Source organism: Nocardia sp. NPDC058497, from assembly GCF_042720195.1.
Lineage (GTDB): Bacteria > Actinomycetota > Actinomycetes > Mycobacteriales > Mycobacteriaceae > Nocardia.
Genome location: NZ_JBHXMY010000133.1, coordinates 1 through 12,556, shown reverse-complemented (window position 1 = coordinate 12,556; position 12,556 = coordinate 1). Strand labels below are relative to the sequence as shown.

The following is a 12,556-nucleotide window of genomic DNA, read 5'->3' as shown; positions in this document are numbered from 1 at the left end:
GCCTTCGGGGGGGGGCTTCTCCACCCCTCCCCCCCGGTCGCGAAGTACTGGCCGTAATTCGCCGACAACGGCAAAGACCAGATCACCGTCCGCCAGCTGATCGACCACCAGGCCGGGCTGTCCAGGCTGGACCGGATCGTGAAGCTGCACGAGCTGACCGACCGTGACGCCCTGGGTGCGCTGCTGGCCGCGCAGAAACCGGCGTGGAAGCCCGGCACGCGGCACGGCTATCACGCGCTCACCCTGGGGCTCTATCAGAGTGAGCTGCTGCGCCGGGTCGATCCGGCGGGCCGCAGCCTGGGCCGGTTCTTCGCCGAGGAGATCGCCGCCCCGGTCGACGCGGACCTGTTCATCGGGTTCCCCGAGTCCGAGCCGCTGGAGCGGGTCGCCCAGCTGTCGGCGACGAAGGGCCTCGACATCCTGCGCTACGAACTCGCCGACATTCCGGTGCGCATCGGCGCCGAGGTCTACGCCAAGCGGGGGCTTTCCTATGCGGCGCTGACCAATCCGCGCCCCGGTGCGCCCGCCCGCGCCGCCCGCCGGGAGTTCCTGGAAATCGAGTGGCCCGGTATGAACGGTGTGGGCAATGCCCGTGCGCTGGCCCGCGTCTACGGTGCGGCGGCCGGTCGCACCGGTGCGCTGCCGATCAGCGACGACGTGCTCGATCTGCTGGCCGCCGCCGACACCGCCGACGATGTGCCCGCCGAGGACCTGGTGCTGCACACGAAGAGCCGCTACCACCTCGGGTTCCGCAAGTCGCGCGGCAGTTTCCGTTTCGGCTCGGACAAACGCGCCTATGGCACAACAGGATTGGGCGGATCCTTCGGCTTCGCCGATCCAACGACGGGCCTCGGCTTCGGCTACAGCATGAACCGCCTCGGTATGGCGATCCTCGACGATGTCCGCAGCCGCAACCTGCGCGACGCCGTGTTGCGCTGCGTCGGCTGAAATCCCGCGACCGACACACTCGTCGCTCCACGAGCCGAGTCACACCCATGGTCCCGTCGACCGCGCTGAACGTTCATTCTCCCGCCGATCGGTCGCAATCGGGACCATAGGAGCATTTAGTGAAGGCTCAGCGCGGCCCCGGCAGACCACCGATGCGCGCTGTCGGCTCGTCGCCCGATCAGTGTCCGGCGACGCCGCTGATCTCGTTCGGCGCCGAGGCGAGCGTGGCTGTCGCCGTGACCTTTCCGTCGGCCAGGTCCACCCGGTGCACCTGCTTGGTCGTCGGGTCCGACACGTAGGCGACCCCGCCGCGCACGAACAGTGCGGGCCGCGCGTCCTGCCAGTCGAGCGGTTCCTGCCAGCTGCCGATCACCGGAATGGTGCGGGTGACCGTGCCAGCGACCGGATCGATGACGTGGATCTTGCCGTCGGTACCGAGTACCAGTGCCTCACCGGCCGGGCCGCGGCCCAGCGAGCGGAAGGTGTAGCTGGTGCCGATGTCGACCAGGCGCAGGGTGCCGTCGGTGGTGTTCACCAGCGAGATCCGCTGCGGCCGTTCGAGTTCGGCGTCCTTGTCGACCTTGTAGTCGCCGAGCACAATCGGCGAGACCTCGCTGCCGGACATGTTGCCGATCCGGCCGTAGGGGTCAGGGCTGGCGACCTTGGCGAACTTCCCGTCGCGGTAGACGAGGGCGCCGGTCTGGCAGCCGATCACCACCGCCTCGCCCTGGGCGGTCGCTTCGCCGTGCACGCCGGGGCAGTTCTCGTTGCGGCTGAGTTCCTTGCGGTTTCCGTCGAGCGCGACGGCGCCGACCCGCTTGTCCGCGGTACCGAGGGTGAGCACCAGCTGCTCGTTGCTCAGTTCGATGGCGACGCCGTGGTGCGGTTCGGCCGCCTTGTAGACCTCGGTCTTCGGCATGCCGTGCGCGAGCTGCGCGGAGTCGAAGATGGTGACCTCGCCGGATCCGTCGGCGAACAGCACGGTCTTGCCCGCGTGCCGCACAACGTGCCCCGGCTTGGTCGCGGGGAATTCGGTGCCGGTGAACTCCTTGGCGTAGGCGTCGAAGACGCGGAACCCGTCCTTGGTCGACACCATGAGGTGGTCGTCGTCGCCTGCCGGGTTGAGCCGGTTGAACCCGTCGAGCTTCACCTCGCCCTGCTGGGCCAGCGTGGCGCCGTCGAGGACGTAGATGCCACCGTTGTAGGTGAGCGCGATCGGCTCCGCGCCCGGAGTGTGCTCGTGGTCGTGCGCGGCATCGTCCGTGCCACAACCACTCAGCGCGACCACCGAGGCGAGGACCCCGGACATGGCCACCATCGTGGTGATCCGTGACCGACTGTGCATGTGCTGCTCCATTTCTCCTGCGTGAACTACGTCGTCGGCCCGGACAAGCCACGGGCGATGGCCTCGGTGTTGGCGCGCGCCATCTCCAGATAGGTGGCCGCGCCGCCGCCGGGTGGGGTGAGCGATTCGGTATGCAGGGCGATCACCTGCACCTGCAAGCCGGTGTGCTCGGCGAGGACGCGCGAAAGTCGTTCGGGCTGTGCGGAATCGGCGAAGATCGCGCCGACGCCCGCTGCCCGGATCGCGCCGGCGAGCTCGTCGAGATCGGACGCGCTGGGTGAGGCCAGGGTGGTGCCGCTGGGGATCACCGCCCCGATCACCCGGAAGCCGAATCGCTGTGCGAGATAACCGAAGACGTGATGGTCGGTGACCAGCTGCCTGCGTTCGGGTGGGATCGCGGCAAACCGGTCGGTCATCCACCGGTCGAGCTGGTCGAGCTCGGCGAGGTAGCGGTCGGTGTTCGCGCGGACCGCCGCGGCGTCGATGCCGTCGACCTGCGCGAGGACTTCCGCACTGATCGCCTCGACAGCCTTGCGGACCCGCTGTGGATCGGTCCAGAAGTGCGGATCGGGCTTCCCGGCCGACTCGTCGGAGGTGTACGCGATCGGGTCGACCCGCTCGGCCACAGCCAGCGTCGCCACCCCGGCCGCAGCGGCCGCTTCTACATGCCGGGCCACACCTTCTTCGAGGCCCAACCCGTTGTGCACGACCAGCGCCGACCGCTCGATATCGGCCGCCTGCCGTGCTGAGATCGCGAACGAGTGCGGATCCGCGCCAGCCTGCATGAGCACGCGCACGGGCACGGTGTCACCAACGACCGCCCTGGTCAGGTCACCGAGGATAGTGGTCGTCACGACGATCCCGGATCGGTCGGTATCGCTCGAACAGGCGGCGACCAACGGCGTCAGCACAGCCATGACGACAGCCGAGACCATGACGGCGGGCAACGGCCTCCGCCGATGTGCACGGCGGCTGGAGACGAACGCGGACAACACTATTCGCAACCGCCGCAATTCATGGGATGCCACTGCACCGGGCAGCCACGCTCGAAAACCGGGATAGGCGAGGGCACGCGGCCGCCGCTCTGCACCGGCCCACGGCCGCCGAAACGACGGCGTTCTCGGCATATCGGATCCACCTCGCCCCGATCGGACTTCGCCAGGTTGCCCGCTCGACGGCCCATCAGTGAGCCTGTCTTCGGGCACCGCCGTCGATACGGCCTCGGATCCGGCCGGACGCGCGTGGCGGGGGTTCTCGATGGCCCGGCACAGTGCGACCGCCGAGAGGCCGGCCGAGGAGCGATAGGTGATGGTGGTGTTGTTGTCCATAGTGTTCACAGCCCCGTCTCCACCATCAGCGAAGGCGGGATGTCCAGCGGGAACGCGCGTGCGACCCGGAGGTTGTCGTTGTAGGCGATCTCGTGGATGGTGCGTGCACGAATGTCGTTGATGTAGGCCCGATCCGGGTCTACCTGGATCGAGGCGTGACCGTCGACCGGACCCGCGATCAGGCCGAGATGCGCTGTCTCCGTTCCGCTTACCGGGTCGATACCGTGCAGGACGCCGTCACGGGTGAGGACCAGCAACGACGATCCTTCGCCCGCGGTGTTCACCGCCACTGCCTCGGCGATCGGTGTCAGCGTCCAGGACTTCTTCCTGATGTCTAGGGTCCACACCCCGTGTCGGCTCGCGAGTGCGGTCAGCGTGCTGCTGCCGGGCCGATGGGTGAAGGCGGTCGCGCGGTCGGCTGTCGGTGCCGGGTACGGGTACGGGATCTTCTCGGTGACGAACGAGCCGTCCCGCTGTGTCACGACGATCGCGCCGTCGGCACATCCGAAGACGACGCCGCGCCGAGTCACCGCCTGTCCCTGCGGATCCGGGCACGTCGCGGTCTGCACGCCCCCCGCCGCACCGTCGCGTCCGCGCACCTCCACGCGTCCCGCATTGTCGGCGACGATCAGCCGCTCGGCGTAGGGCACCGCGATGCCGTCGATCCGCCGCGGCTCGGCAGCCACCCCCTCGCTCAGCGCCGCACGATCGAACACCATCGTCTCGCCGGCATCCGAAACAACCGCTACGACAACGGGATCGCTGTGCGCTGAGACGACCGCACCACTCTGTCCTGCCGCACCACTCGACCCCGGCGCTGCGCTCGGTCCTGGCGCTGCACTCGACCTTCCCGCGCCGGACAATCCCCCAACTGAAGTATCGCCCGATCCGACCGCGCGAATCGGCGCACTGTAATAGTGCCGATGATCGCCGTGGTCGACCGTCCACGCCCCACTGTCCACGATCGAGAGACGCCCACCCGAACTCACGAACCCGAACCGGCCGTCGCCAGCGAGCCGAATCGCGCCAGGGGCCGGCTCACCCGCTGCTGAAGGTGGTTGCGAGGAGCCAGCTTTCACAGTTCCCGTATCGATCGAGGTCACCTTCTCGGTCAAGAGGTCGACGACCCGCATCGCCCCCGTGCCCGCATCGGCCACGATCAACCGCCTCGGCGCCTCCGCCATCTCCTCGGCACCGGCGACGAACCCGTGCGGCGCCTCCTCCACCACCACGGACTCCCCCGACCCACACCCGACCAGCGGCAGCGCCGCGAGCGCGGCTACCGAGGCCGCACTCATCCGGCGCGCACCGAACCTGTCCCGCAGCGCGGCGATGATCGCCGACAGGAAGAACGAGCCGACGGCCACGGCGGCGATGGTCGCGCCCGCCGCGGTCTGCGCATGCCACGAAATGAGCAGCCCCACGGCCGTGGACACCCCACCGATCAGCGCAGCCACCACCATCACCACCGGAATCCGATCCGACCAGTACATAGCCGCGGCGGGTGGCGCGATGAGCAGCCCGAACACCAGCAGCGTCCCGACGACGTGGAACGACGCCACGATCGCCAGCGTCACCAGCCCGATCAACGCCACCTGCGCCGCCTTGGGACGCAATCCGAGGGTGTGTGCCTTGCGCGGATCGAAGGTCGACGCCACGAACGCGCGATGCCCCAGCACCGCCACGACCAGTGCAATCACCAGCGCCACACCGAGATACAGCAGATCGCGCGACCGCACCGCCAGCACATCACCGAACAGGAACCCGGTCAGATCGACGGCGAACGACTGCGATCGCGACACGATGATCACCCCGGCCGCGAGCATGCCGACGAACAGCAGCCCGATCGCCGTATCCGGCGCGAACCGCTTGCTGCGCCCCAGCATCGAGACACCGAACGCCATCGCAGCGCAGCTGATCGCGGCCCCGAGAATCAGGTTCCCGCCGAGCAGGGCCGCCACCGCGACACCGGGCAGCATCCCGTGCGACATCGCGTCACCGAGAAATGCCATGCCGCGCACCACAACCCAGGTCCCCGCCAGCGCACAGACGCAAGAGACGAGCAGCCCACCCCACAGGGCCCGTTGCACGAATGCCACCTCGAACGGGGCGAACAGCCAATCCATAGCGCGGAACGATATACTGAAAATGATTATCGTTTCAATTGAGGTGAGATGCAGCACACAGATGACGCAGCGATCAAGATCGAGCATGTGACGGCGGGCTACGGCTCGACGCCGGTGCTGTCGCAGGTGTCGGCGACGATTCCGCGCGGACAGATCACCGCGATCGTCGGACCCAACGGATCAGGGAAATCGACCCTGCTCGGCGTACTCGCCGGGACCATCCCCACGCAGTCGGGCACGGTTCATCGAGGCACCACACATCGGCCCGCATTCGTGGTGCAGCACACCGCGATTCCGCCGACATTGCCGCTCACCGTCGGCGAGACGGTGGCGATGGGACGCTGGGCGCATCGCGGACCGTGGCGGCGCCTCACCCGCGAGGACCGCGAAATTGCCCGCACCTGCCTGGAACGGATGGACCTCACGACACTGGCTTCACGGCGCCTGGACACCCTCTCGGGCGGACAACGCCAGCGCACACTGCTCGCCCAAGCTCTGGCGCAGCAGTCCGATCTGCTGCTGCTGGACGAACCGGCGACGGGCCTGGATGCGGCCTCCCAGACGGCGATCTCGGAGGTGTTGGCCGAGGTCAGCGCCGCGGGGGTCACCGTCGTGCAGGCAACCCACGACCTGGCCGAGGCCGACAAGGCCGATCACTGCCTGGTGCTCGGAGAGGGTCGCCTGATCGCTGCGGGGCAGCCGGGCGAGGTGATGGTCCGGTCGTAGAATCGACAGCGCCCGCTCCACCCGCGCGTCCCGCAGCAGGAGGAAATCATGGCCGCGACACCGACCTCGGTCGACGACTATCTGGCCGGCCTGCCGGAGGCGGAGCGCGCCGTCCTGCAGCAGATCCGGGAGACGATTCACCGGGTAGTGCCGGAGGCGGGCGAGAAGATCAGCTACGCCATCCCGGCCACCACCCTCGACGACCGGGCGTTCATGTCCTTCGCCGGATGGAAGGTCCATGTGAGCGTGTACCCCATCCCGGAGGGGGACGAGGAGTTCGAACGTGCCATCGAGCCCTACAAAGCGGGCCGTGGCACCCTGAAATTCCCACTCGGAGAACCGATTCCGTACGACCTGAATCGCGCAGATCGCGGTCCGGCTCGCCGAGTGGGAAAGCGGGCGGTGACTTACCAGTCGGCTTCGGTGAAGCGGATGATGCCGCGAATGTTCTTGCCGTCCAGCATGTCCTGGTAGCCCTGGTTGATCTCCTCCAGCGAGTAGGTGCGGGTGACCATGTCGTCGAGGTTGAGCTGACCCGACTTGTACAGCGACAGCAGGCGCGGCGCGTCCTGACGGGCGTTACCGCCGCCGAAGATGCAGCCCTTGACCGTCTTCTGCAGCATGGACAGCAGGAAGCTGTTCATCTTCACGTCGCCGGCGTCCATGCGGCCCATCGAGGTGACGACCAGCGTGCCAGCCTTGCCGGTGAGAATCAGGCCCTCTTCGATGTAGTCGCCGTGCATCTCACCCATGGTGAGGATGACCTTCTCGGCCATCCGGCCCTCGGTGGCGTCGATCATCGGCATGATCGCGGCGGCCATGCTCTCGTAGGTGTGGGTGGCGCCGAACTTCTGCGCCTGCTCCCGCTTCCACGGATTCGGGTCGATGGCAATGACTTTCGACGCACCGGAGAGCACCGCGCCCTGCAGCGCACTCATGCCGACACCGCCGATGCCCGCGATCACCACGGTCTCGCCCGGCTGCACCTCGGCCACGTGGGTCGAGGAACCGAAGCCGGTCGGCACGCCACAGCCGACGAGGCACGCGACCTCGAACGGGATGGTCGGGTCGATCTTCACGACCGAGGTGTGGTGCACCGTCATGTACGGGGAGAAGGTGCCGAGCAGGCACATCGGGATGACGTTCTCGCCGCGCGCTTGGATGCGGTAGGTGCCGTCGGAGATGGCCTGGCCCATCAGCAGGCCCGCGCCCAGGTCGCACAGCGCCATGTGGCCGGCGACGCAGGCGGGACAACGGCCGCAGGCCGGGATGAACGACAGGATGACGTGGTCGCCCACGGCCAGGTCGGCCGGGCAGTTCGGGCCGAGCTTGGTGATGACACCCGCGCCCTCGTGGCCGCCCATCACCGGGAACGCCGGCATCGGCGTCGCGCCGGTGACGATGTGATGGTCGGAGTGGCACATGCCCGCCGTTTCCATCCGGATCTGCACTTCACCGGCGACGGGATCGCCGACCTCGATCTCCTCCACCGACCACTGCTGATCGGTGCCCCACAGGATCGCGCCCTTCGTCTTCATGTCCGGTCGACCTCTCGCCAAGCTCGTGCTTCGTTGTGATTGCACTCACCCTAACGAAGAATCGGTCAATTCTGAAACACGTTCTAGAAATATTGCCGAGAATTATCTATCCGCGCACGTCATGGACGTGATGGACGAGGTCGTGCAGGAAGTAGCGGGACAGCGAGGTGACCGTGAACAGCGATCCGTCGCTGCGCGCACCCAGCAGCTCGAGCAGATCGGTGGGCACGGCGGCGAAGGCCGAGGCGACCTTCTCGGCGGCCACCGCGAGCTCGGTCGCGACCTGCGCCGGGTTCTGTTCGCCGTAGCGGTCGGCGACGGCGGTCGCGTCCTGATCCCAGTTCTCGAACCGCGGCGGAACGACGCCGTCACCGGCCAGTATCAGGGCGAGGCGGGTGTCGAAGATCCGGCACACGTCGCGCACGTGGGCGCCGTACTCGAGCACCGACCAGGTCGTGTCGTCGGGACGGACCCGAGCATCGGCGCGCTCCAGCGCGGCGCCGATCCGGGCGGCGCTGTCGAGCGCACGCTCGGGAACCGCCGCGTAGGCGGTCTGCTCGGCGTCGTATCCACAGTCGGGGCAGGCGCGTTCGAGGACCCAGGTCCAGTTCTTGGTGTCGGGAACGATCATGCCGCCAGCCTAGGATGTCTGGATCTTGCGATCCATCGATATTCTGCCAATCATCGGCGAGATCCGGGCATCACGCGATCAGCTGACGCGCCTTCTCGAACAGTTCCATGGTCACCGCGTGCAGGAAGTCGCCCACCGGCTTGGGCGCCTTGCCCGCGAACGCGCGCGCGTAGGTGCCCTCGAGGACGATGCCCAGCTTGAAGCAGGCCAGCACCTCGTACCAGGTGACGGCGCTCAGGTCGCGGTCGGAGAACTTGCCGTAGTGCTCGATCATCTCCGCCGGCGTCGGCAGGCCGCCGACGGTGCCGAGGGTGCCCATCAGGCCCGCGCCGACGGTGCCGGGGACCGGGCGGGTCGCGAGCTGCCAGCCGAGGTCGAGCAGCGGGTCACCGATGGTGGACATCTCCCAGTCGACCATCGCCGCCACCTGCGGGCTGTCGTACTCGAACATCATGTTGGCCAGGTGACAGTCACCGTGCATGATGCCCGGCGTCCAGGTGGTGGGCCGGTTGCGCTCGAGCCAGTCGCCGACCTGGTCGACACCGGGAATCTGCGGGCCGGGGTAGCCCTCGTTGGTGGCGTAGGAGTCGAGTTCGCGCAGCCAGCGCGGCACTTGGCGTTCCAGGAAGCCCTCGGGCTTGCCGTAGTCGGCCAGGCCGAGCGCCTGATAGTCGAGTGAGCCGAGGCGGGCGATGGCCTCGACCGCGGACAGGCCCATCTGCCGTCTGATCTCCGGGTCGCCCGCGTGCAGGGCGGGGAGTTCGGTCTGCGGGTTGAAGCCGTGGATGGGCTCCATCAGATAGAACACCGCGCCGATCACGGCGTCGTCGTCGCAGGCGGCGATGACCCGGGGCGAACGCACCTCGGTGCCGTCGAGCGCGCCGAGCAGCCGCGATTCGCGCCGGATCACATCGTTGCTCCTGGCGCGCAGGTGCTTGGGTCCGCGTCGCAACACGTATTCGCGGTCGCCACGAGTGAAGCGCAGCATGATGTTCTGCGTGCCACCGCCGATCGGGGTCACCGCACCGAACGCGCCGCCGGGCAGGCCACGTTCGTCCATCCAGCGGCCGATCGCCGCGAAATCCGCGATGGTCGGGTCGACATCGACCGGTTGCGAAACAGACATGGCGATCATTGTGCCCGAGGCGGGACTCCGGTGGGCCCGACGTAGGATTTCTGCCAGGATGCGCACGCTGTTGATCGACAACTACGACTCGTTCACCTACAACCTCGATCAGCTGATCAGTGAGGTCAACGGGAACGAGCCGACCGTCGTGCGCAACGACGAGTACGCCGAGCTCGAACTGGACCGCTTCGACAATGTGGTGATCTCGCCCGGACCCGGCCGTCCCGATCGCGCCCGCGACATGGGGGTGTCGACGGCGGTGATCGCGGAGTCGACGCTGCCGCTGCTCGGTGTCTGCCTCGGCCACCAGGGGATCGTGGTCGGCGCGGGCGGCACGGTGGGCCGCGCGCCGGAGGCCAGGCACGGCTACCTCGATCGCGTCGCGCACGACGATCGCGACCTGTTCGCCGGTCTGCCGCAGGATTTCACCGTCGTCCGGTATCACTCGCTGGCCGCCGAGGAACCGCTGCCCGAGGTGCTGGAGGTGACCGCGTCGACGGGCGACGGCGTGGTCATGGGTGTGCGTCATCGTGAGCGGCCGCAATGGGGTGTGCAGTTCCATCCCGAATCGGTGTCGAGCGAATTCGGTGCGGCGCTGCTGCGCAATTTCGCCGATCTCACCAAGGCGCGCACGCACAACGGTGCGCCGATCCTCGTGCGCGGACCGCGCGACCTGTCGCCGCAGCCCGTACCGGAACGTCGATTCACGTTGCGGCACAGCATGATCGAGCGCGCCATCGATACCGAGGCGATCTTCCTGCGCCGCTACGCCGAGTCGGCGACCGCGTTCTGGCTCGACAGCGAGCATGTCGAACCCGGCCTCGACCGGTTCTCCTTCCTCGGTGACGCGAGCGGGCCGCACGCCGAGATCGTCGGCTATCGGGTCGGCGAGGGCGCCGTCACGGTGACGGACGCCGAGGGCAGCAGGTCGGTCCCCGGTACCGTCCTGGACTATCTCGACCGCGAACTCCGGCGCAGGCACTGCGAAACCCCGCCCCTGCCTTTCGATTTCGCCGGCGGCTATGTGGGCTACCTCGGCTACGAGGTGAAGGCCGACTGCGGCGCGAGCGCGGCGCACCGCTCCCCCACCCCCGACGCCGGCTGGATCTTCGCCGACCGGCTGATCGTCGTCGATCATGAAGCGGGCCGCACGCACCTGCTCGCGCTGGCCGCGGACGGCATCGAGCAGGCGGATCGCTGGCTCGCCGAGACCGATGCGGCGCTGGCAGATCTGCCCACCTGGGTCAATCCGGCCGATCTGCCTGTCCCCGCCGATCCGGATGCCGTCCAGGCGCATCTGATCCGCGGCCGCGACCGCTATCTGGCCGATATCGCGGTCTGCCAGGAGCGGCTGCACGCGGGCGAGTCCTACGAGATCTGCCTGACCGACGCGGCCGCGGTCGCCGCCGCCCCCGGCGACGGGCTCGCGCTGTATCGACGGCTGCGCCGCTGCAATCCCGCGCCCTACGCCGCCTACCTGCGTTTCCCCGGACTCGATGTGGCCTGTTCGTCGCCGGAGCGGTTCCTCAAGATCGACCGGGACCGGGTGGTGGAGAGCAAGCCGATCAAGGGCACCGCGCCGCGCGGCCGGACCGTCGCCGAGGACGAGCATCTGCGCCTGTCGCTGGCCGACGATCCGAAGACCCGCGCCGAGAACCTGATGATCGTCGACCTGCTGCGCAACGATCTGGGCCGGGTCTGCGAGGTCGGCTCGGTGCACGTGCCGGAGCTGATGGCCACCGAAACCTATTCCACCCTGCACCAACTGGTGTCGACGGTGCGCGGGACGCTGCGCCCCGACGCCGGGGTGATCGACTGCCTGCGGGCCTGTTTCCCCGGCGGCTCGATGACCGGCGCGCCGAAGCTGCGCACCATGGAGATCCTCGACGAGCTGGAAACCCAAGCGCGCGGGATCTATTCGGGCACGATCGGCTTCCTCGGCCTCGGCGGCACCGCCGACCTCAATATCGTCATCCGGACAGCGGTCCGCTACGACGACGAGTGGCGGATCGGCGCGGGCGGCGCGATCGTCCTCGACTCCGATGCCGAGGACGAGTACGCGGAGATGGTGCTGAAGGCGGCGGCGACATTCCGGGCGCTGAGCTGAGCGCTAGCGGCGCGAACGCTTGCCCTTGGTGGGTTCCGGCGGCGGTTCCTCCCCAGCGCGTCCGGTGATCCGGCCGAGCAGCCCGACACCAGGCAGTTTCGCCAGCGCCCCGAAGAGATCCTCGCCCAGCGAGATCATCGCCTCGAGCCGGGGCAACAGCCGGTCGTAGGTCGCGAAGACCGGGTCGGCCAGCGCCAGGGTCCGGTCGAGCCGGTCGATGGTGCTGTTGAGCCGGTCCACCGCGATCGACAGGTTCTCCACCAGATCCGGCAACTGCGCGGCCAGCTGCGCCGAAGCCGGTGGCAACCGCACCGCCGCGTCGAAGGCATACCCCGCGGTCTGCTGGGCGGCGTCGATAGCCTGACCCGCCGCCGACTGCGCGGCACCGACCGCAGCCTGCGCCGCCGACAGGAGGTCAGCCCCCGGCACCTTCCGCCCCTGCGGCTCCGGCACGGGCTCCGCAGCGCGTCCCCGCTTCTTCGGGTTCGTCATGACACCACTGTGCCGCACAGATCCCACAGACGCAGGGATGCGCACCCGGCGCCACCCCGTGTGTCTCACCGAACGAAGCAAACCAACCCCCGCCCTCGACCTGAGAAGGGACCGCCCCACGGCGGCGGTTCATGTCTCACCCAACGAACCAACTCACCCCCGCGCGCCCCGACCTCGAGGAGGGGCCGG

Annotated in this window: 10 protein-coding genes and 1 pseudogene; 4 read left to right on the top strand and 7 right to left on the bottom strand. The window is 68.5% G+C overall.

All coding sequences use genetic code 11. From position 1 onward, the window contains the following. Window positions 1-69 precede the first annotated feature (69 nt). Window positions 70-948: pseudogene (locus tag ACFWPJ_RS12110) on the top strand (serine hydrolase domain-containing protein); the annotation flags it as partial. Between the two features lie 178 nt (window positions 949-1,126). Here ACFWPJ_RS12110 and aztD read toward each other — a convergent pair. From aztD to aztB, 3 genes are all read right to left on the bottom strand, one after another. Further along, entirely contained in the window at window positions 1,127-2,293 is a 1,167-nt protein-coding gene (gene aztD, locus ACFWPJ_RS12105) for a zinc metallochaperone AztD (protein WP_378850011.1), read from the bottom strand. A gap of 26 nt (window positions 2,294-2,319) precedes the next feature. Next, entirely contained in the window at window positions 2,320-3,210 is an 891-nt protein-coding gene (gene aztC, locus ACFWPJ_RS12100; protein WP_378850009.1) for a zinc ABC transporter substrate-binding protein AztC, read from the bottom strand. Window positions 3,211-3,626: 416 nt separating this feature from the next. Continuing rightward, window positions 3,627-5,747: a zinc ABC transporter permease AztB gene (gene aztB / locus ACFWPJ_RS12095; RefSeq protein ID WP_378850007.1), complete on the bottom strand. Its 2,121-nt coding sequence runs from the start codon at window positions 5,745-5,747 to the stop codon at window positions 3,627-3,629. 48 nt (window positions 5,748-5,795) lie between these two features. Between aztB and aztA the strand changes: the two genes are divergently transcribed. Together aztA and ACFWPJ_RS12085 are read left to right on the top strand one after the other, a co-directional pair. After that, complete coding sequence (gene aztA / locus ACFWPJ_RS12090) at window positions 5,796-6,473, top strand: zinc ABC transporter ATP-binding protein AztA (RefSeq protein ID WP_378850005.1); 678 nt, start codon at window positions 5,796-5,798, stop codon at window positions 6,471-6,473. A gap of 48 nt (window positions 6,474-6,521) precedes the next feature. Next, the gene (locus ACFWPJ_RS12085) at window positions 6,522-6,947 is read left to right on the top strand and encodes an iron chaperone (RefSeq protein ID WP_378850003.1); all 426 of its coding nucleotides are present in this window, start codon (window positions 6,522-6,524) and stop codon (window positions 6,945-6,947) included. Here the strand turns inward: ACFWPJ_RS12085 and ACFWPJ_RS12080 are convergent. From ACFWPJ_RS12080 to ACFWPJ_RS12070, 3 genes are all read right to left on the bottom strand, one after another. Then, window positions 6,881-8,011, bottom strand: coding sequence for an NDMA-dependent alcohol dehydrogenase (locus ACFWPJ_RS12080; RefSeq protein ID WP_378850001.1), 1,131 nt, complete (start codon window positions 8,009-8,011; stop codon window positions 6,881-6,883). The genes ACFWPJ_RS12085 and ACFWPJ_RS12080 overlap by 67 nt on opposite strands. A gap of 106 nt (window positions 8,012-8,117) precedes the next feature. Next, window positions 8,118-8,642 carry a DinB family protein gene (locus ACFWPJ_RS12075; RefSeq protein ID WP_378850000.1) on the bottom strand — a complete coding sequence of 175 codons (525 nt, stop codon included), beginning with the start codon at window positions 8,640-8,642 and terminating at the stop codon, window positions 8,118-8,120. 70 nt (window positions 8,643-8,712) lie between these two features. Beyond that, window positions 8,713-9,777, bottom strand: a complete 1,065-nt coding sequence (locus ACFWPJ_RS12070) for a phosphotransferase family protein (RefSeq protein ID WP_378849998.1) — start codon at window positions 9,775-9,777, stop codon at window positions 8,713-8,715. A 49-nt stretch (window positions 9,778-9,826) separates the two neighbouring features. Between ACFWPJ_RS12070 and pabB the strand changes: the two genes are divergently transcribed. Continuing rightward, window positions 9,827-11,875: an aminodeoxychorismate synthase component I gene (pabB, locus tag ACFWPJ_RS12065; RefSeq protein WP_378849997.1), complete on the top strand. Its 2,049-nt coding sequence runs from the start codon at window positions 9,827-9,829 to the stop codon at window positions 11,873-11,875. 3 nt (window positions 11,876-11,878) lie between these two features. Here pabB and ACFWPJ_RS12060 read toward each other — a convergent pair whose 3' ends face one another. After that, on the bottom strand, window positions 11,879-12,367 hold the full coding sequence (locus ACFWPJ_RS12060; protein WP_378849995.1) for a hypothetical protein: 489 nt from the start codon (window positions 12,365-12,367) through the stop codon (window positions 11,879-11,881). Window positions 12,368-12,556: the final 189 nt, after the last annotated feature.

Excerpts from the sequence above, each read along its gene's own strand:
- aztD (WP_378850011.1), bottom strand. The coding sequence starts at position 2,293 with ATGCACAGTCGGTCACGGATCACCACGATGGTGGCCATGTCCGGGGTC.
- aztC (WP_378850009.1), bottom strand. The coding sequence starts at position 3,210 with ATGGCTGTGCTGACGCCGTTGGTCGCCGCCTGTTCGAGCGATACCGAC.
- aztB (WP_378850007.1), bottom strand. The coding sequence starts at position 5,747 with ATGGATTGGCTGTTCGCCCCGTTCGAGGTGGCATTCGTGCAACGGGCC.
- aztA (WP_378850005.1), top strand. The coding sequence starts at position 5,796 with ATGCAGCACACAGATGACGCAGCGATCAAGATCGAGCATGTGACGGCG.
- ACFWPJ_RS12085 (WP_378850003.1), top strand. The coding sequence starts at position 6,522 with ATGGCCGCGACACCGACCTCGGTCGACGACTATCTGGCCGGCCTGCCG.
- ACFWPJ_RS12080 (WP_378850001.1), bottom strand. The coding sequence starts at position 8,011 with ATGAAGACGAAGGGCGCGATCCTGTGGGGCACCGATCAGCAGTGGTCG.
- ACFWPJ_RS12075 (WP_378850000.1), bottom strand. The coding sequence starts at position 8,642 with ATGATCGTTCCCGACACCAAGAACTGGACCTGGGTCCTCGAACGCGCC.
- ACFWPJ_RS12070 (WP_378849998.1), bottom strand. The coding sequence starts at position 9,777 with ATGATCGCCATGTCTGTTTCGCAACCGGTCGATGTCGACCCGACCATC.
- pabB (WP_378849997.1), top strand. The coding sequence starts at position 9,827 with ATGCGCACGCTGTTGATCGACAACTACGACTCGTTCACCTACAACCTC.
- ACFWPJ_RS12060 (WP_378849995.1), bottom strand. The coding sequence starts at position 12,367 with ATGACGAACCCGAAGAAGCGGGGACGCGCTGCGGAGCCCGTGCCGGAG.